The organism is Georgenia satyanarayanai (genome assembly GCF_023715365.1).
GTDB lineage: Bacteria > Actinomycetota > Actinomycetes > Actinomycetales > Actinomycetaceae > Oceanitalea > Oceanitalea satyanarayanai_B.
The window spans coordinates 48,547-67,803 of sequence record NZ_JAMBNZ010000016.1; the positions used below are offsets into that span (position 1 = coordinate 48,547).

The window sequence follows — 19,257 nt, forward strand, 5'->3', positions numbered from 1 at the left end:
GTCAGTCCCCCTCCGTGGTCGAGTCCCAGCGCAGCAGCTCGACCTCCTCGGGCTCGCCGACGACGTAGCCGTCCTCCAGCTGCTGGATCGAGCGCATGAGGTAGAGCGTCTCGACGGGCTCGCGGTTCGGCTTGAGCGCCGCGTAGCCGTCGATGAGCGACTGCATGAGCGCGGGGTTGTCGAGGATCCGCTGCAGCTGGCCCTCGACCTCCGCGCGCGCCACCCCGATCGTCCGGTCGTTCATCGCGATCCGCCGGCCGTCCTCCGTCGCGGTGTCGGCGAGCAGGTAGGTGGACCGGACGGTGCCGTCGAGGTCCCGCGCCGTGGCGAACTGGGAGAGCGTGCCGAGCGGGAAGAGGTCGTTGGTGTCGGCGACCTGACCGTAGGCGAGCACCCCGAGCGCCGCGATGGTCCCGGCGATCCGCACCGCCACCCCCGTGGCGGACAGCCGGCGGACGTCGGTCTCGTCAGCCTCCGGGCGACGGTGCTCTCGGGGCGACTCCATGACGGGCAGCGTAACGGCGTCGGGCAGCGGCGAGACCCACCGCCGCGGGGCGGGGCGTGTCACTCGCCGTGCCGGGGCGCGGGGACGCCGTTACGGTGACGCGATGGGACCCGCCACGCGCGCCGCAGATGCCCTGATCCGCCTGTACCAGCAGCGCCTGTCCCCGCGGAAGGGGTGGACCTGCGCCCACCTCGTCGCCCACGGCGGCCAGTCGTGCTCGGCAGCGGTGCGTGACGTCGTCGTGAGCCGTGGCGTCGCCCGGAGCGTCGTGCCGACGGTCCTCCGCTTCGTCGCCTGCTACCAGGCGGCAAGCATGCTGGCGACCACCCAGGTGCAGGGGGTGTGCTGCTGCGGCGGCATCCCCATCCCCTTCCGTTTCGGCGGCCGCTGACGGGCCGACGGCGGAACTTCAGCTGCCGGGCGCGGTGAGCGCGGCACGGAGGCGCTCGAGGCCGTAGTCGAAGGTCTCGTCGACGCTCCCACCGAGCCGGAAGGCCCGGCGAGCTCCATTGGAGGAAACCCGGGCGCACAGCCTGCTCCGTTCACGGACAAGCCTGAGCAGGCGCTGGCTTCCCTCGACCGGCTGCGGGCATCTCCGTGGGCGCTGCCGGGGCACGGGGCACCCTGGCGCTGAGCACCGGCCGCTGGGGTCCGCGCCGCCTGACGACCCCGGCGGGGCGCAATCCCATAGCCTATGCGTAACCGTAGCGTTACGCTTCGGGGATCGGGGATGACCGTGTTCGAGGCGCTGGCGGACGAGACGCGACGCCGCCTGCTTCTGGAGCTGGCTGACGGTGCACAGTCGGCCGGTGAGCTGGCCGCGACCGAGGCAGTCTCCCGCCCTGCGATCAGCCGGCACCTCAAGGTGCTCCGCCAGGCAGGCCTCCTGGACGTGCGCCAGCACGGACGCCACCGCATCTACGCGCTGCGCCCGGACGGACTCTCACCGGTCCGGGAGCTGCTGGACCGGCTCGAGGCGGTCGACGAGCCGATCATCGCGCTGCCGGTCACCGACGGGCAGCTGGCAGCCCTCGACCTCGAGGTGCGCAGGACGGCGCGCGAGTCCCGGACCATGTCCGACCACCTGTCCCAGAGGAGCTCATCATGACCACGACACCAGAACCGCGCGGCCGGCTCGGCACCGGCACCCACGGGCGCGAGGTGCAGATCGAGCGCCAGTTCCACGCCCCCATCGGCGACGTGTGGGCGGCGATGACCGAGCCAGACCGCCTCGAGCGGTGGATCGGGCGGTGGGAGGGGGACCCCGCCACGGGGAAGGTCACCTTCTTCATGACGGCCGAGGGCGACGACGTCGGGCCGGAGGAGCTGACGATCACCGAGTGCAGGGCGCCCCACCGCTTCGCCGCGGACACCACCGTCGGGGAGGGGGTCTGGCACCTGCGCTTCGAGCTCAGCCAGGACGGTGAGGTCACGACCCTCGTGTTCGCCCAGGCGCTCGGCGATGACCCGCTCGGCAGCGTCGGGCCCGGGTGGGAGTACTACGTCGACCGACTGGCGCGGACCCTGGCGGGCGAGGACGCCGCGGACGTCGACTGGGACGACTACTACCCGGCCATGAGCGCCTACTACGAGGCCCTCGAGGGCTGACGACGCTCCCCAGCGCCGCTACCCCTCGCGAACTGCCTCCTGAAGAGTGCCCACGACACCTCACCGCTGCGTCATCGGCGCCGGCGAGCCGACAGGAGGCCTCGCAGCAGCCTGGTCCACCGCGAGCGCCGAGCGGGGACCGCCGGTGGATCACCTGCCGCGGACGCCGCACGGTCCAGACACTCCTCGATGAGCGCATCGTGCAGCGGACGGAAGACCAGTGGCCACGTCACCGTGGCCGCACCACTGACCCTCATCACCAGCTCGTGCCGCAGCACGCTGGACCGTTCTCCCACCGCCGTCACCGAGAAACCGTGCGTTCCGTGGAAGCCCACCGGTCTGGTGAACCGGAAGGTGACGGAGCGACCGGGAGTGAACGCCTCGACGACGTACCGCACCGGTCCGTGCCCACCCGTCGCGCCGACCCCGAGGGGCCGGTCGAGTCTCATCGCGGGCCACTGGTCGCGCGGCCACAGGCGGTCCGAGCTGCTCGCCAGGGAGTTGATGAGCTCACGCACCCACTCCGCGTCCGCGGCGATCTCGCGCTCGTGCACGTTGCGGATCACGGCCCACTCCCGGTTCGGCCGACTTCGCCACACGCGTTCCCGGCACGCACGGCACAGCCGACCGTCACGTCCGCTTCAGCTCCTCGGCGAGCATGACGATGATGCCGCTCGGGCCACGCACGTAGGTGAGCCGGTAGAGGTCCTTGTACGTCGCCACTCCGCGGAGCGGGTGGCAGCCGTGCCGCGCCGCCACCTCCAGGGCGTCGTCGAGGTCGTCGACCGCGAAGGCGACACGGTGCATGCCGATCTCGTTCGGCCGGGTGGGCTCGGTCTCGATGGCCTGCGGGCGGAGGTACTCGAAGAGCTCGATGCGCGCCTGGCCGTCGGGCGTCTGCAGCATCGCGATGTTCGCGTGGTTGTCGTCGAGCCCGACGGCGGTGTCCGTCCACTCGCCGCTGACCGTGTCACGGCCGAGCACGGTGAGACCGAGGTCGGTGAAGAAGGCGATGGCCGCGTCGAGGTCCTGCACCGCGATGCCGACGTTGTCCAGCCTGATGGCCATGGGCGGCACGCTAGCGAGCGCCGGGTCGGCGGACAAGGGTGTTGCCGGGATCCGGGGAGCGCTACAGCTCGGTGACCTGGCCGGCTTCGACGTGCCACCGCCGGTCGGTCCGCACCGTGGCGAGCATCCGCCGGTCGTGGGTCACCAGCAGCAGGGTTCCGTCGTAGGACTCGAGCGCCTGCTCGAGCTGCTCGATGGCTGGCAGGTCGAGGTGGTTCGTCGGCTCGTCGAGCACGAGGAGGTTGACGCCGCGAGCCTGGAGCAGCGCCAGCCCGGCGCGGGTGCGCTCCCCCGGTGACAGCTCGTCGACCGGTCGGTTGACGTGGTCGGCCTTGAGCCCGAACTTCGCCAGCAGCGTCCGCACCTCCCCGGACGCCAGGTCCGGGACGAGCGACTCGAAGGCTGTCGCGAGGAGCTGGGACCCGGCAAGCACGGCGCGCGCCTGGTCGATCTCGCCGATGTGGACGCTGGCCCCCAGGCTCGACGTTCCCTCGTCCGGCAGCTGCTGGCCGAGCAGGGCGCGAAGGAGTGTCGACTTGCCGGCGCCGTTCGGTCCGGTGATACCGATCCGCTCCCCCGCGTTCACCTGCAACGACACCGGGCCGAGCGCGAAGGAACCCTGCCGGATCACCGCCGAGCTGAGCGTCGAGACCACCGACCCGGAGCGCGGCGCCGACCCGATGCTGAACTGCAGCTGCCACTCCTTGCGAGGCTCGTCGACCTCCTCGAGCCGAGCGATGCGGCTCTCCATCTGACGGACCTTCTGCGCCTGCTTCTCGCTCGACTCGCTCGCGGCCTTGCGCCTGATCTTGTCGTTGTCCGGCGCCTTCCTCATCGCGTTGCGCACGCCCTGGCTCGACCACTCCCGCTGGGTCCTGGCCCGCGAGACCAGGTCGGCCTTCTTCTCAGTGAACTCGTCGTACTTCTCCCGCCGGTGGCGACGGGCGACCTCTCGCTCCTCCAGGTACGCGTCGTAGCCGCCGCCGAACACCCGGTTGGTGCGCTGAGCCAGATCGAGCTCCAGCACCCGCGTCACGCACCGCGCGAGGAACTCGCGGTCGTGACTGATGACGACGACGCCGCCACGGAGCCCCTGGACGAGGGCTTCGAGCCGTTCGAGACCGTCGAGGTCGAGGTCGTTCGTCGGCTCGTCCAGCAGCACGATGTCGAACCGGGACAGCAGCAACGCCGCCAACCCGACACGTGCGGCCTGCCCTCCGGACAGTGAGGTCATCAGCGCCTGCTCGGGCCGCGCCCCGCCGAGGTCCAGACCCAGCTCGGCGAGCACGACCGGCAGGCGCTCCTCGAGGTCGGCGGCACCGCTGGACAACCAGCGGTCCAGCGCCGCGGAGTACGCGTCGGACGGGTCGACGCCGCTACCCTCGGCGAGTGACGGGTCGCCGAGTGCCGCCGCCGCGGCGTCCATGACCCTCGTCGTCTCGGCGCACCCCGTGCGGCGGTCGATGTACCCGGCGACGGTCTCACCGACGACGCGCTCGTGCTCCTGGGGCAACCAGCCGACGAAGGCGTCCGCCGGTGACAGCGTCACGGTTCCCTCCTGCGGCTGGTCCCTGCCGGCGAGCAGCCTGAGCAGCGTGGACTTCCCGGCGCCGTTGGCACCGACCACCCCGAGGACGTCACCTGGCGCGACAGTGAGGTCGAGCGAGTCGAAGAGGGTGCGATGGCCGTACCCGCCGGCCAGGCCGTGGGTCACGAGGGTCGCGGTCATCGCCCAATCCTGTCATCGGGGAGGCACTCGGCCCTCACCGCGGCGCGGTGCCCCCGCTCACCAGGCGATTGATCAGCGCGGCGACCTCCTTGGGCCGCTCCTGTGCGCCGAGCTTCAGCTTGATGTCCGTGCCCTGCCGCAGGCGCACCCGGAGCCGGCCAAGGAGGAAGAAGGGCACGACCTCCGCGTCGAGGACGTCGGTCAGGGGCGCCTCGCGCTTGGCCGGCCAACGCCGCCACGGCTGGTCGATCGTGAGGATGACACGTCGATCAGTGACCAGCAGCAGCGGGAACGTGTCCGCGGACAGTCCGCCCACCGCGACGTCGAGCACCGTCTCCTCGGGGTGCAGAAGCCTCTCGGGGAGGATGACGTCGCTCACCGAGAATCGCTGTTCGCTGTTGCGTGCCATCGCCTCGCGGTAGGTCCGCTCCGCCCGGGTGCGGCCGCTCGCGGCCCACGCCTGCGCCATCGCCCCCTCGAAGCCCTCGCCGTGCTGCTCCTGCATCTCGCGCTGCAGCTTGGCGGCAGCCCGCAGCCGCTCTCGTCGTGACACCATCACCGCCTGACCTCGCGGCCCCGCAGATCGGGAACGGCAGGGAAGCCGGGGAGCTGCCGTGCGGCATCGGCGGGGTTCCCGCTCAGCTCGCGGACCGGCGCGGCGGCGGTGGCCTGGGCCAGCTGAACCGCTCCTGCCGCGCCCGCCGCCCGCGCGATCTGAGCCGTGACCTGCTCCGGCGGCGTCGACCCGGTACCGGCGAACCAGACCCAGCGACCGTCGACAGAGCGCGGCGGCGGGTCCTGCAACGCCGCGAACCTGGCACGGTGGCGACGCGCGGCCTTCGGCGAGGGGCCGACGAGGTGGAGGCCCTGCCGGGTCCAGGCGTTCCGCCGCACAGTCGACTGCGCGGGACCGCCGGGACCGGTCTCCCTCGCATACCGGCGAGCGCCGGTCACCGGGACCACGCTGCCGGGGACGATCTGGTCGTATCGCAGCACGTAGGGTCGCAAGCCGGGGGCGAAGGACCCGATGACCAGGCCGCGCTCGCACACGAGCAGCCGCTCGTGGCCGACGTACAGCAGCGCCACCGCGAGCAGGAACGCAAAGGTCACTGTCGGAGCCACGGCCAGCAGGAGGGTCTCCCCGGGATTGATGAGCGTAAGTCCGGAGAACAGGAGCCACACCGCCACGAAGATGCCGATCACCAGGGGCGTGGGCTTGTCCCAGTACTCGGCGACGACACCGCCGAGCTCGTCACGGTGGCGGCGGGCCTCGGAGCGCACACTCACCGCTCGACCGTCCAGGGGTCCCGGTCGTCCGGCCTGATCCGCCCGCGGCCGTCGTCGTCATCGTGCGGCCTGGTCACCCGGGCGCGTGCGTCCGTCGTCATGTCCCGCCTTCGTGCGTCGTCATGTCACCGCCGTTCACGGTACGTACCCTGCCGCACGACGCAGCCCGCTACACGTTGAAGCGGAACGAAAACGGCCCATTTTGGCTGGTGACGGACGCCGTCGGTAGACGTCTAAAACCCGCCCTGACCTGCGCAAACGCTACTATCGGACCGTTGGGTCTGGTTGGTCGTCATCGGCCTCCGCCGGACTTCTTGCGGACTGTTTGCGGACCGCTAGGTTCCAGCTCGCCCGGCGATGGTGGCCGCGGTGGAGGCAGAGGCACGGCGAGCGTCCACGAACCGATCAACTCGAATCTGTCGTCGCGAACGAGGCGAACGGCCATTCGCGGAATCCCTCTGACCAACGCCCGGCGTTAGGTCTCGAACAGCAGGGCATCGGACTCGGGAACTCCTCAATCCTCTCGAGCTGCTCCATGGGCTCGAAACCGGGCCCGGAAGCGCGGGATCCAGCGCAGCAGCGTAGTAGCGACGATCGCGTCGAGATGTTCCTCCATCCCGGGATGGAGGATCAGTCAGCGGCGAATCGCTCGCAGCTGAAGAGCAACCGGGCGTCTGACTGGTCCGAGGTCAGCCTGGTCGATGGATCCGCCTGAAGCTCGGCAGCCCGCGACCGGATCACTACCTCGTGCTCGGGGCGCGGGCTCACGTCGGCTGCTCCAAGAGGTCTGGGGCACACGCCTCCAGCAGCAGCCGGCCGACATCGGTGAAAGGGCCCTCGACATGGCTCACCGGGAACCGTTCGCGCGCCTCCCGGACGAGGCCTAACCCGGTGCTTTCACGGCAGGGCGGCGATGGTTCCGTGTCGTTGACGTAGAAAGTGCTCCTGACCTGGGACGATGTGGTTTGTCTAGGACCAACCGCAACCAGTTCGAGGAGCACCTTCAAGGTGAAGACTACCCGCGCCTATCCACGTGTCGAGGTCGACACGGCCAGCGTCCCGGCGGTCGGTCAGGCCGGCGGGGTGCTACTGACCGAAACCATCGCGGCCACCGGTCTGGGAGCGGAGCTGTCGGAGGCGCTGGCGCCGTGGCGCAAGCCGCTGGCCGTCCACGACCCCGCCAAGGTCATCACCGACCTGGCGGCGTGTCTGGCGCTGGGCGGGGACACGCTCTCAGACGTCGCGTTGCTGCGCGCCGAACCCGACCTCTACGGGCCGGTGGCCTCTGACCCGACGGTCTCGCGCACCATCGACGCCCTGGCCACCGACGCCACCGCGGCGTTGCGGGCGATCAACACGGCGCGGGCCGCCGCCCGCACCAGGGCATGGTCGCTGGCCGGTGAACACGCCCCGGACCACGAGACCAGCGCCAAGTCGCCGTTGATCATCGATGTGGACGCCACCTTGGTGACCTCTCACTCCGACAAGGAGCGCGCTGGGGCGACGTTCAAACGCGGCTACGGCTTCCATCCGTTGTGCGCGTTCCTCGACCACGGTCACGAGGGCAGCGGGGAACCGCTGGCGCTCATGCTGCGGGCCGGGAATGCCGGCTCGAACACCGCGGCCGACCACATCACCGTCATCCGCGACGCGCTGCGTCAGCTGCCTGGCTACCGGCGCGGGACCCGTGCGGGCAGGAAGGTTCTTATCCGTACCGACGGCGCCGGCTGCACCCACGACGTCATCGAGTGGATGCACGGCCAGCGGCTGTCCTACTCCGTGGGGTTCACGCTGCCCGCCGAGACCCCCGAGCTGCTGGAGCTGATCCCCCAGGACGTGTGGCAGCCCGCCCTCGACGCCAACGACCAAATCCGTGACGGGGCCTGGGTCGCCGAGCTCACCGACCTGCTCGACCTGACCGGCTGGCCGCCGGGGATGCGCGTCATCGCCCGCAAGGAACGTCCCCACCCTGGTGCTCAGCTGCGCATCACCGACATCGATGGCCACCGCGTCACCGCGTTCGCGACAAACACCCGCCCCGGCGGTCCCGGCACTCAGCTCGCCAACCTGGAGCTGCGTCACCGCCGCCGGGCGCGCTGCGAGGACCGCATCCGCACCGCCAAGGACACCGGCCTGCGCGCGTTCCCGCTGCACGACTTCGCACAGAACCAGATCTGGCTCGCCATCGTCGCCCTCGCCGCGGAGATCACCGCCTGGATGCAGATGCTCGCCCTCACCACTCACGATGCCCGCCGCTGGGAGCCCAAGCGACTACGGCTGCGGATCTTCACCATCCCGGCCACCATCGCCCGCCATGCCCGGCGCACTGTCCTGCACCTGGCCGACACCGCGCCCTGGGCAAGCCTCGCTCACCAGGGCCTGCGGCGTCTTCGCCGGCTCGCTGCTCCAGGCTGAGACCCCGAACTTCCTGTCCCGACGACCTTTCAGCAAGCCCCCCGGCCATGGAACCGGCGCCCACCCGAGACGACACTCGGTCCTTCTGTCGCACCTCGATGTCAGAATCGACTCAGCCACAGACACCGACGAGGCCACCACCCCGCCCGGCCGCCCCATGAAAGATCCGGGCTAATCCGACACCACGGCGGCGCCACGAATATGCCGTCCATAGATGCGCCAGCGACTCGTACTCGCCGTCGTCGTCCCGGTCGTGCAAGATCGCGAACCCGCTCAAGGTTCCTTTCCAGCTTGTCCGGTCGCCCCCTCCCATGGACGAGTACGGTGCCACGGAGAGGAGCCAGATGCCGGCCTCGCCGGGCGAGAAGTCCCAGCCGCATTCACGTCTGTAGGCTCGGCCAGCCCGGGCGAGTGCAGAGTCTTCCCAGTCGTCGATGTGGAAGGCGCCGAGCGGATCGTCTTTGGAGTACCCGTCGAGGTCGACTTGCACGATAACCTGCGCCCATTGGTCGCGCGGCGGCTGCGGGGCCACCCATCGGATGGTGGGGCCAAGGTGTGCAGCGGCGGTGTCGCGGGCTAGCCGCACCAGGTCCTCGAGCTCGTCAATGATGTCCGGTAGGTAGGCGTCGCCCGCTGTAGCGACGGTGTTGGGTGGGGCCAGGATGCGTAACGCCTGATGTGCAGCCCGGAACCCGGCTTCGAGTGGTGAGTCCAGCAGTGGGTCGTCGTCGCTCATTGATGCTCCTCGCTGGGGCGCCGTTCTCCCTGGGATCCGCTGGCCACAATGTTCCTCTCGGGGTTGCTGTCCAACGAGGCGCCCTTGGACCCGCTCGCCCCCCCCACCACCAGAGCTACCGCCAGTTCATGCCAAGAAGAACTCGCCACTCCCCTACGAACCGCTTTCACCGCTTTCCCAACGGAGGCATCCACTCTCGGAGCAGTTCGCGCTCGAACGCGACAGCGTCGGCGGGAGTCGGGAACTCCACCCATGCGAGTTCCAGGCCTCGGATCCACTCGTTGATGGTCGCGATCTGCTCCGACGTCATGACGGACGGTCGTTGTCGACTTACTGACGTCGGGACGTTTAACAGACGCTCCGCGACGTTTCGTCGCAGCGACGACCGGCTGAGATCCCGTCCGACTTCGAGATGCTTGCCGATGCGCTCGCGAAGGCCTCCAGCGCCACTCGCTTTCCCCGCATAGACCGGCGCCCCGAACCTGAACCAAACGTAGACGCCAGGCGTATTAGGAACCGATCGGACCTCAATGGTCGGCACTAGCACGCGCGACAGTTCCATCATCCGCGTCCAACCGTGTCCCGGAGCATCGGTTCTCTCCATCGCTGAAGGCTAGCGACCGCGAACCGCTATGGCACTCGTCCCGCTGCCATGTCTTGCCGCAGCAGAGGCCACGTCCCTGACGTGCCAGCTTCTACCATCGAGCCTAGAGACTCCGAGCTCTACAACAGCCCTGTCAAGCCCACCCGTCTGTACTGCTTGCGGACTGTGTCGGACTGAGAGCCCGTTCGCCTCTCAATTCGCGCAGAGGCACTGGCCATGGACATGACGCAGGACGTGTTCTCGTGTCTGCGCTGCGATCCGCGACGACGAAAGGCCTAGCCAACACGATCAGCAGATCCGGGTGTATGAGGCGGTGGGGGCTTCGCAAATCCGCGAAGTCCGCCCGAGGCGGCTCGTACCATCTGGGTGTGGCCAAGCAACAACACGTCGAGAAGTCCGGTCCGATGGCCGGTCACGTACGCAGGGGACGGCTCTTCGTCCCAGAGTTCGCAGCGACCGTCCAGCTCACGCCGAACGACTGGTTCCGCGACGACGTGCCGGACTATCTTTGGCCGCTGATGATTGCTGAGTCCCAGGGGAACTCCAGCCTCATCCGGTTCGCTCGCTGGCAAGGTGCCGTCCAGGCAGATCTGAAGGATCTCGTACCAGCAAAGGCCCTCGCTGCAGGTCTCGATGGCCGTCTCACCAGCCTCGACCGGCTGGTCGCGCTCCACGACGGCGCTGCAGACGTCATGCGCGAGCGAGCAGTCGAGTACTACTTGCTCACTGATGAGATTTCCAAGGCACTGAGCACCTACCCCGAGCGTCCGGCCGCCTGGCTCACGGAGCGCGAACTTGCCTCACCGGACCAAGACGACGTGGATCTCATTGCGGCATCGCTGTTCGGTGTGCTCCGTGACGGGCACCGCGAGGCGCTCATCAAATGCCTCCTAATCTGGAGTGCAGTACAGGCCGGCACCTTCACTAGCGACCAGCACACAATCGACCTCCTGAAAAACTATCCCAACGACGAGGCGACCAGGCCTCAGGCTGACACCACTGTCCGCGCTAGCTGGGGAGCAATGAAGGGGTTGCTTCAGCACGAGGACGAGAAGTACTTCGACGACTCCATCAGGTGGGCACGCGTGTTTTGGGGCATGAACTCCATGACCACCATGTGTAGACGGAAGCGCGAACTCGAGGGACCCAGCGACGGCCTCGACGAAGAGTCGGAAGCGGCTACGGTCGAAGACGAGGAGGGCGAACGCCCAGCGAATGGGCCGGCGGCAACCAGCATCGAGGACGTGGACCCGCACGGCGAGCACGATTTCCGCCAGACCGCGATGGATCTAATGAGCAGCTACGTCGAAGCCATTGAGACATCCCCACAGCAGCTCTACGACCAAGAGCGTCAGGAAGTTCACACCGGACTGGTTTCAAGGGCCGCCCGAGAGGTCATCGCCGTCCTCGGGGCACCGGATCTCTGGTGTCTCGAGCATGGTGCGCACATCGGCCGGATGCTGGTGGAGACCAGGATTCAGCTGGCATGGATGGCCGCGCAGGACCCGAGTATCTATCCCGCGTACCAGGACTACGGCGCCGGCAAAGCGAAGCTCTACGCGCGGATCCTCGAAGACCTCCCCGAAGGCTGGCACGGCTCGAACGAAGCCATCAAGGAATCCGTAGAGGAGGGCGTCGCCGAGTTCGACCGCCTAAGCCACACGGGTTCAGTGTTCGACGTCCGTTCTGTCGACACCCGCAGCACGTTCGCATCCGGGAAGACGCTCCGGGACATGGCCGCAGAGGTCGGCCTATCCGACCTGTACCGGAACTCCTTCCAGCTTCAGAGCGGCATCGTGCACGGCGAGTGGTGGTCGATCGAGGCACACGGCATGGAGCGGTGTCTCAATGTGATGCACCGTGCTCACCTGATCCCGAGTTTGAGCCTAAGCAGTGGTGACGACAAGACGCTGGCGCGGTCATGGCTCAGCGGCCTTTACACGATCATCCGGATGAGTTTGTCGATCCTGGGCACAAAGGAAGAGTCGGTGGATGCAGCGTTCTCATGGCTCGAGGGCGAGGGTGATGAGCCCGAAGATGATGCCCGATAGTGCGTTGCATCTCGATACGGCGCGGATGCGAACGACCTGCTCGCCGCAGAAGCGTAAGTACTCGGCCCTCGGCGTGCCAGCCATCAACCCTGACCGCAACGAACTCGGCTGCCTATTTCCGCACGTCTCGCCAGCGGCGTACAGCGACTCACCACTGCCGGGAAGCGACTGGCCCTCGCCCACCGTCGTCGGCTTCCGCTCGGACTGATATTCGGGTAGGACGGCTGCGGGATCAGACACAGCGCCCGACTGAGTGTGGCGCAGGTAGTCCACCACCTCGGCCGTTGCCTCGCGGGTCAGGGCAGCTTGGTCCTACCGTGACGGCAATTACGCTGTTGACATGGGCACACCGTGGTTGCATGAGGAGCAGACGTGGAGGGGTCACTGGTGGCTTCCAGAGGACCCCTCGAATCATCACGCGGGCTTCCTGAGCTACCGACCTGGGTCCGGCGTGGAACTGGTCTTGGTAGGTGGCTTCGATGACCAAGTGCGCAGGCAGATAGGGCCGGGTGCCTGGGCGGTGCTGGCCGAGACCAGGGATTTCCCAGTCATCCACGGGAACGCCGGCAACAAGGAAATCACGCTCATCGACGCCTACGCCGCTGGCAGCAAGACGTACGGGCTTGGCTTCCCCGGGGAGGGGCCAGCCGAGCAGACACTAAGGGCGCAAACTGCACTTGTCGGCGTACACGTGGAGGGTCCGGAACAGGCTGTCTTTACTCGCGCGAACTTCGCCATCGAAGACGCCTGGCTCTGGTCGGCTGAGAGCGCGATGACGGCCAGCATGGGTTGGGACGACGCGGGTAGTCGGTTGACCGGAGAGGCGAACATCGAACTCAAGCCCCTGGAGGACCAACATGCCGAGGTCGAGGGTGCCGGAATCACCCTGGCTCACTGGCTGACTCTCCCGACCTTTGACGCGATGCGGGGTGGATCGCGCGGTCGGGTCGAGCACAGGACGGTTCTCGGTATCAAGCCGCACGAACGCGCTTCCCTCACCATGCTTATGGCCAACGTCGCTCGCCTCCAAGACCTCCTGGCGCTTGCGACCGGGCGCGGCCCCGCGCTGTTGTGGCTCAAGGCGTACCTGCCACGCCCTGAGCCCGTCGAAGAGCCTTCAACGCACAACTACTCCCGGGAGGTCGACGTATACACCCAATACCGGGGCGAGGGAGACCCAACTGCGAAGGCGGTAGACAGCCACAGCATGGTGTTCAGCCTGGACGACCTGCCCTTCGCAGACGTCGTGCCTCGGTGGTGGAGGGTTCAGGAGCAATTCCGCGCGGCCTGCAACATGATCGTCGGCGCGCGCTACGTGTCTGACCACTTCGTCGAGACGATGTTGATTACAGCCGTGGCAGCTGCCGAAGCCTTCCACCATGACTTGAAGGAGAAGCCCGCCACCTCGCGCGCGGATGCAGAGAAGCGACTGCAACCCGCGCTCGACGCACTGGATGAGGATGACCGCAAGTGGCTGAAGTCGTTCATCCCTAGCGGGTTCTCGCTCGGACAACGGCTGGAGCGTCTTGCGGAGCGACTGCCGCAGTCCTGTCGGGACCGGCTCCTGCCAAACCCTGCAGGTTGGGTTCGCGCGGCCAAGCGTGCCCGGCACGACCTCTCCCACTCGGCCCGGTCCGGTGACGACACACTGAAACTGCACGCCATCATGAACGTGACCCGAGCCGTGGTCTTGGCGAACATTCTGCTGGAATTGGGCCTGTCCGAGGAGCGCCTGCTGAAGGCGCTGTCAGCCAACGGCGAACTCAGTCGCGCGTGCCGCCTTTCGGCAAAATACTTCCCGGCTTCGTAGCGCCCATGCCACACACTCACATCGTCTCTATTGCCCGTTCGGAACACATTGCGGAGAACGCGTCGATCTCCAGGCAGACTCCACAAGCGACGTGTCGTCGAACGCGACCACAACCGCCGGCGACCGGCGTCCGCTCGTCGCCATGACGGTGCACCAAGCCACTTAGGTCCATCCCGGTTGAGCGACCACCAGCGGGACGCTCGCAGTCGAAAGGTACTGCCGCGGGTTGAGCGTTCCGTGAGGCCAGACCGGTGGCGAGTCCGCAACGGGGCCACCTACGGGACGGAGTTTTGCGTCCAAGCTCCGCGCTTGGCTTGTGAAGGAGCCTGTCTTCAGCGGCCGAACTGCCTACCTCCCCACGCCTGCCACTCTCACCCGACTGCCATGCCCGATCTCCAGTTCTCGCTGAAGATCGTTGGCTCTCTACGGTCCCAAAAATCTGCCCCCGCCTGGTACCTTCCGGCCGTCCACACACCCTCCCTATCAAGCGGCACGCATGCTACGAATGACGTAGATGGGCCGTCCGCGATCGGGCGGCCCACACGGCATTTCTGGGGTTCCGTTGGTTGTCGACGGACATCCACGGAGGTGGTGATCCGGGTGCACGGTGGGGTGAAGTTCTACCGCGGCGCGGCGAAGTCCGCCCGGGCATACGTCGAGCGCGACCGGTCCAGAGCCGACGACTACTACCTCGGTGAGGGAACCGGCGTCGCCGAGCGATTCACGGCGACGTCAGAGAGTGTCGGGCACGCGGGTTCGATGGACGGCGAGACCTACGAGCACTGGGTCGCCGGCACCGACATCGACACCGGTCGTCCCAAGGGCTGGGTTCGCCAGGACGCGAACGCGCTGCGGTTCGTCGAGGTCACCGTCAACGGGCCCAAGACCTGGTCACTGGCCGCTGCGCTCCATCCGGAGGTTTCAGCAGCGCTGGACGACGCGCAGGACCGGGCCGCCGCCGAGATCGTCAGTTGGGTCGCCCAGCACGCGACGACGCGAGTCGGGCCACGTGGGCAGCAGGTACAGGTCCCGGTCGAGCAAATCGAGGCCGCGGTCATCCGGCACTACACCTCCCGTGCCGGTGACCCGCACCGGCACCTTCATCTCCAGATCAACGCCCGCGTCTACGCCGCCGGTGCCTGGCGCGGCATCCACTCCATCGGAATCCGCGACAGCATCGAGGCGATCAACGGCATCGGCCACGCCGCGGTCGCGACCAACCCGCAGTTCCGGGCGGTGCTCGCCGCGCACGGGTTGACGCTCGATCCGGCGACGAACGAGATCCGCCAGCTAATCCCGTACGTCGGGGCATTCAGCGCCCGCACCGCGCAGATCCGGCGAAACGTGGACCGCTACGAGGCCGCCTGGCGGAGCACCCACCGTGGCGAGGAGCCAGGGCCCCGGCTGCGCGAGGCGTGGGACCGGCGCGCGTGGGCTGAAGCCCGCCCCGACAAGGTCGTCCCGAAGGACGGCCGCGACCTCGTGGCGCGCTGGAACGGCGAGCTGCGCGAGCTCGGCTACCGCGACCCGGCCCGGCCCGTTCCACTCACAGAACCGCGCCCGGGATGGATCGACCGCGACGCCGCAGCTGACCTCGTCGTCTCCATCCTCGGGGCGAAACGGTCGGCATGGAACACCGCCGACATCCGCGGGACCACCGAGGTCCTCCTCGCACAGACCGGTCTCGTCGCTGAACCGGCCGCGCGAGGCGAGCTCGCCGAGGACATCACCGCCCGCACCGTCAGGCGATGCGTCACGCTGCTTGACCGGACCGACGTACCTGAGCACATCCGCTCGTTCACCTCATCGCAAGTCCTCGAGGTCGAGGCCGACGTCGTGGCCCGGATGGCGCGCCGGGCACACCCCGCCCATACCCTCCGCTTGAGCGCGCGCGGCCCGGACCTGCTCGACCCAGCCCAAGCCGCCGTGATCGGTGCCCTGGCTGGCGACGGACCACTGGTGGTGGTCGAAGGCGCGGCGGGTGGGGGGAAGACGACGGCGCTTCGGGCCACGCAGCACCTGCTGTCCCGGCGGGGCCATCGGCTGATGGTCGTGACGCCGACGTTAAAGGCGGCGGAGGTCGCCGCCGCCGAGACCGGCGCCGACGGCCACTCAGCCGCCTGGCTGATCCACCAGCACGGATGGCGCTGGGACGCCGACGGGCACTGGACTCGCCGGCCGAGCCCAGCTCCCGATCCGAGCGCCCAACTCCGGCCTCGCGACCTGCTGCTCGTCGACGAAGCCGGGATGCTCGACCAGGACACCGCCCGAGCACTGCTCACCATCGCCGACGAAGCCGGTGCACGGGTCGCATTCGTCGGGGACCGGCACCAGCTCCCCGCCGTCGGGCGCGGCGGCGTACTCGATCACGCGGCGGCGTGGGCGCACCCGACCGCGATCGTCACCCTGGAGAAGGTGCGCCGGTTCGCCGACCCCGAGTACGCCGCGTTGAGTCTGCGCATGCGCACGGGCGACGACGCGGGCCGGGTGTTCGACGCGCTCCACCGCCGCGGACATATCGCGATCCACGCCTCCGACGTCGAACGCACCGCCGCTCTCGCCGCCGCCGGCGCGAGCGGCGACCTCGTCATCGCCGACACCCGCGAGCAGGTCGCGGACCTCAACGCGGCCATCCGGCACCAGCGCCACCACGAGAACACACGTGTGGAGATCACGACTGCCAGCGGCGACCGGATCGGGATCGGGGACCGCGTCGCGACGCGACGCAACGATCCGGACCTGCAGGTCGCGAACCGCCAGACCTGGACCGTCGCCCGAGTCGGTAGGGATGGCAGCCTGCTGCTCCACCGCCGGGGGCGGGACCGGGAGATCCCCGCCGTCTACGCGACCCGGTTCGTCGAACTCGCCTACGCCACCACCGTCCACGGCGCCCAGGGCAGCACCGTCACGAACGCCCACGTCGCCATCGGCGAACACACCGGCGCCGCATCCGCGTATGTCGCCATGACCCGCGGTCGGCAGACCAACGTCGCCCACCTCGTCGCCGAGAATCTCGACGTCGCCCGCGGTCAGTGGATCGAGATCTTCAGCCGCGCCCGCGCCGACCTCGGACCTGCGTTGGCGCGCCGCCAGGCACGCGAGGCGATCGACCGCTACGGCCCCCGACGCCGTCAACCAGTCACGGCCGCCCGCGACCGTGGCCTCAGCCTGTGACGGGAATGCGGTGCCAAGCCTTGCCTCTTCGTGGCCAAACGACGCCCATCTCGGCCGCGATCCGCGCGTTGTACCCAGCGGGGTCGAGCGGTGGATCCTCACGGGAGGCCCCGCCCTTGGCCTCGTCGATCAACGGCTGCCACGCCGCGCGGACCGAATCAGGAAGGCGCATGTTCGGCCAGGCCTCGACCAACAGGGCGCCGTCCACCGTCTCGAGGAGTACGTCGTCGGGGGCGTGGCACAGCGCCAGTTCATAGAACTCGATCCGCTCGGCAGGATCCGACAGGTCCCAGATCTCCTTACCGTCCGCGTATCCCATGACCGGAAAGAGCTGGACGCGGGAGAAGCACCGGGGCACCGGGACTCGCCAGAGCCGGTTCGGCACCGCAAAGAACTCCAGCACGGGGTCCTCGAGGTAGACGAAGTCGACCCGGCGGTTCGTCGTGAGCTCCGCATCCGCAGCGTCCAGCAACCGCTCGACGACCTCCAGCGTCGGCGACTTCCGGCGCTTCTCGTACTCCGACACCGACGACTGCTGGGTCCTCGCCAACTCCGCCAGCCGGCGCTGAGACAAGCCCGCCGCCCTCCGGGCAGACTCAATCACCGTCATCTTCACCACCAGTCAATGATCGCCGATCATCGATTGGTGCGCCATGCACACCTCCCTATTGACGCCGGAGACACCGGCCGACGACCCAGCCGGGTCGAGCACCGAGGAGCATGACGATGACCGACTCACCGACCAAGCCCATCGAGAACCGCCCCATCACGAACCCCGGCGACGAGATGCTCACCCTTCAGGAAGCCTGCGACTTTCTCCGCGTCCCGGAGGGCACCCTGCGCTACTGGCGCCACCTCGGCGCCGGACCACGGAGCTTCAAGATCGGACGCCACGTCCGCTACTGGCGCAGCGAGCTCGTCCGCTGGCTCACCGAGCAGGCGAGCCGTCCACAGAACCACCGCTGAGGCCGCCTGCCGTTCTCTCGCGGAGTAACCATGGAGTCATCCCGAAAGGAGCATCGTCATGGCGGGGAACATCGCCAAACGGGAGAACGGCAAGTGGCGGGCGCGGTACCGCGACGAGGCCGGCAAGGAGCACTCGCGGCACTTCGGCCGCAAGATCGACGCCCAGCAGTGGCTCGACCAGGTCACCTCGGCGGTCGTCACCGGCACGTACGCCGATCCCCAGGCCGGACGGGTCACATTCGCTGCGTTCTTCGGCGAATGGTCGACCCGCCAGGTCTGGGCACCCGGCACCGTGCTCGCAATGTCGCTGGCGGCCAGAACGCCGTTCGCGGGGAAGCCGATGAAGGAGGTCCGCCGCTCCGACATTGAGGCCTGGATCAAGCAGATGAACGCCGCGGGTCTCGCCCCCGGCACGATCAAGACTCGGTACGTCAACGTCAGGTCGGTGTTCCGCGCCGCCGTCAAGGACAAGGTGATCGGCTCTGACCCGACCGACGGCGTGCGCCTCCCCCGCCGCCGTCGGTCGGACGTCGCCATGTCGATTCCCACTCCCGAGGAGGTGGGACAGCTGATGGCCGTGGCCGAGGAACGGTTCCGGCCCTTCATCGCCCTCTGCGCGTTCGCCGGCCTACGGCTCGGCGAAGCCGCCGGAGTCCAACTCGGCGACGTGGACTTCCTGCGCAAGACGCTCAAGGTCTCCCGCCAGATTCAGCGCCTCAACGGCGGGGAGATCGACGTACGAGCGCCGAAGTATGGCTCCGAGCGCGTGGTCTACCTGGCCGATGGCCTGGTGAACGTGCTCGCCAAGCACGTCGCCGACTACGGCACCGTCGGGAAGAGTCGCTGGCTCTTCGCCGGCGAGGAGGAAGGCCCTCCGCACCAGAACACCGTCGGCTACTGGTGGCGCAAGACGCTGCGCGACGCCGGGCTGTCCGGGATCAAGCTGCACGACCTCCGGCACTTCTACGCCTCCGGGCTGGTCGCGGCCGGATGCGACGTCGTGACCGTCCAGCGCTCGCTCGGCCACGCGAAGGCGACGACGACGCTCAACACCTACGCCCACCTCTGGCCGACCGCCGAGGACCGGACGAGGAAGGCAGCGGAGTCGATCATGTCCGCGTCACTCGGCCACCCCGCCACGACACTCGCCGGCTCGGTGACCGACACGGGAGATTAAGGGCTCTTCGGACATTCGGTGGGGATCACGTCTTGAGGCCTCCGGCGACGAGGAGCATACGGAGACGGTAGTTGTCGCGGTTGCGGTAGCCGCGGGCGAGGCGGCGGTGGAGCTCGATGATGCCGTT

18 protein-coding genes are annotated in these 19,257 nt (G+C 68.5%); 10 read left to right on the forward strand and 8 right to left on the reverse strand.

The genetic code is table 11. The annotated features are described in order from the left end of the window. Position 1: 1 nt before the first annotated feature. The gene (locus M3148_RS15415; protein WP_251305617.1) at positions 2 to 505 is read right to left on the reverse strand and encodes a hypothetical protein; all 504 of its coding nucleotides are present in this window, start codon (positions 503 to 505) and stop codon (positions 2 to 4) included. A gap of 103 nt (positions 506 to 608) precedes the next feature. Between M3148_RS15415 and yidD the strand changes: the two genes are divergently transcribed. From yidD to M3148_RS15430, 3 genes are all read left to right on the forward strand, one after another. After that, a complete protein-coding gene (gene yidD / locus M3148_RS15420) occupies positions 609 to 896 on the forward strand; it encodes a membrane protein insertion efficiency factor YidD (protein ID WP_251305618.1) in 288 nt (95 codons plus the stop codon). 339 nt (positions 897 to 1,235) lie between these two features. Continuing rightward, positions 1,236 to 1,613: an ArsR/SmtB family transcription factor gene (locus tag M3148_RS15425; RefSeq protein WP_251305619.1), complete on the forward strand. Its 378-nt coding sequence runs from the start codon at positions 1,236 to 1,238 to the stop codon at positions 1,611 to 1,613. Further along, the gene (locus M3148_RS15430; protein WP_251305620.1) at positions 1,610 to 2,113 is read left to right on the forward strand and encodes an SRPBCC family protein; all 504 of its coding nucleotides are present in this window, start codon (positions 1,610 to 1,612) and stop codon (positions 2,111 to 2,113) included. Before M3148_RS15425 ends, M3148_RS15430 begins: the two co-directional genes overlap by 4 nt. 71 nt (positions 2,114 to 2,184) lie before the next feature. Here M3148_RS15430 and M3148_RS15435 read toward each other — a convergent pair whose 3' ends face one another. The 5 genes from M3148_RS15435 to M3148_RS15455 all read right to left on the reverse strand — a co-directional run bounded on the left by M3148_RS15435 (position 2,185) and on the right by M3148_RS15455 (position 6,197). After that, positions 2,185 to 2,679, reverse strand: coding sequence for a hypothetical protein (locus tag M3148_RS15435; RefSeq protein ID WP_251305621.1), 495 nt, complete (start codon positions 2,677 to 2,679; stop codon positions 2,185 to 2,187). A gap of 64 nt (positions 2,680 to 2,743) precedes the next feature. Then, the gene (locus M3148_RS15440; protein WP_251305622.1) at positions 2,744 to 3,181 is read right to left on the reverse strand and encodes a VOC family protein; all 438 of its coding nucleotides are present in this window, start codon (positions 3,179 to 3,181) and stop codon (positions 2,744 to 2,746) included. Positions 3,182 to 3,242: 61 nt separating this feature from the next. Then, on the reverse strand, positions 3,243 to 4,910 hold the full coding sequence (locus M3148_RS15445) for an ABC-F family ATP-binding cassette domain-containing protein (RefSeq protein ID WP_251305623.1): 1,668 nt from the start codon (positions 4,908 to 4,910) through the stop codon (positions 3,243 to 3,245). Between the two features lie 34 nt (positions 4,911 to 4,944). Then, on the reverse strand, positions 4,945 to 5,466 hold the full coding sequence (locus M3148_RS15450) for a hypothetical protein (protein ID WP_251305624.1): 522 nt from the start codon (positions 5,464 to 5,466) through the stop codon (positions 4,945 to 4,947). Continuing rightward, complete coding sequence (locus tag M3148_RS15455; RefSeq protein ID WP_251305625.1) at positions 5,466 to 6,197, reverse strand: hypothetical protein; 732 nt, start codon at positions 6,195 to 6,197, stop codon at positions 5,466 to 5,468. Before M3148_RS15455 ends, M3148_RS15450 begins: the two co-directional genes overlap by 1 nt. Before the next feature lie 1,008 nt (positions 6,198 to 7,205). Here M3148_RS15455 and M3148_RS15460 point away from each other — a divergent pair. Beyond that, entirely contained in the window at positions 7,206 to 8,612 is a 1,407-nt protein-coding gene (locus M3148_RS15460) for an IS1380 family transposase (RefSeq protein ID WP_251305626.1), read from the forward strand. A 112-nt stretch (positions 8,613 to 8,724) separates the two neighbouring features. On the opposite strand, the gene M3148_RS15465 is transcribed toward M3148_RS15460, so the two are convergent. After that, entirely contained in the window at positions 8,725 to 9,348 is a 624-nt protein-coding gene (locus M3148_RS15465) for a hypothetical protein (RefSeq protein ID WP_251305627.1), read from the reverse strand. A 972-nt stretch (positions 9,349 to 10,320) separates the two neighbouring features. Between M3148_RS15465 and M3148_RS18375 the strand changes: the two genes are divergently transcribed. The 4 genes from M3148_RS18375 to mobF all read left to right on the forward strand — a co-directional run bounded on the left by M3148_RS18375 (position 10,321) and on the right by mobF (position 16,987). Next, a complete protein-coding gene (locus tag M3148_RS18375; protein ID WP_251305628.1) occupies positions 10,321 to 12,003 on the forward strand; it encodes a DUF5677 domain-containing protein in 1,683 nt (560 codons plus the stop codon). Further along, entirely contained in the window at positions 11,978 to 12,211 is a 234-nt protein-coding gene (locus M3148_RS15475) for a hypothetical protein (protein WP_251305629.1), read from the forward strand. The genes M3148_RS18375 and M3148_RS15475 overlap by 26 nt, the downstream gene beginning before the upstream one ends. Positions 12,212 to 12,343: 132 nt before the next feature. Beyond that, a complete protein-coding gene (locus M3148_RS15480) occupies positions 12,344 to 13,813 on the forward strand; it encodes a HEPN domain-containing protein (protein WP_251305630.1) in 1,470 nt (489 codons plus the stop codon). A 384-nt stretch (positions 13,814 to 14,197) separates the two neighbouring features. Continuing rightward, positions 14,198 to 16,987, forward strand: a complete 2,790-nt coding sequence (gene mobF, locus M3148_RS15485; RefSeq protein WP_251305631.1) for a MobF family relaxase — start codon at positions 14,198 to 14,200, stop codon at positions 16,985 to 16,987. On the opposite strand, the gene M3148_RS15490 is transcribed toward mobF, so the two are convergent. Next, positions 16,977 to 17,597, reverse strand: a complete 621-nt coding sequence (locus M3148_RS15490; protein ID WP_251305635.1) for a helix-turn-helix domain-containing protein — start codon at positions 17,595 to 17,597, stop codon at positions 16,977 to 16,979. The genes mobF and M3148_RS15490 overlap by 11 nt on opposite strands. A 116-nt stretch (positions 17,598 to 17,713) precedes the next feature. On the opposite strand from M3148_RS15490, the gene M3148_RS15495 reads away from it, so the two are divergent. Next, the gene (locus M3148_RS15495) at positions 17,714 to 17,953 is read left to right on the forward strand and encodes a helix-turn-helix transcriptional regulator (protein ID WP_251305632.1); all 240 of its coding nucleotides are present in this window, start codon (positions 17,714 to 17,716) and stop codon (positions 17,951 to 17,953) included. Positions 17,954 to 18,011: 58 nt separating this feature from the next. After that, complete coding sequence (locus tag M3148_RS15500) at positions 18,012 to 19,130, forward strand: tyrosine-type recombinase/integrase (protein WP_251305633.1); 1,119 nt, start codon at positions 18,012 to 18,014, stop codon at positions 19,128 to 19,130. The last annotated feature ends 127 nt before the right edge of the window (positions 19,131 to 19,257 follow it).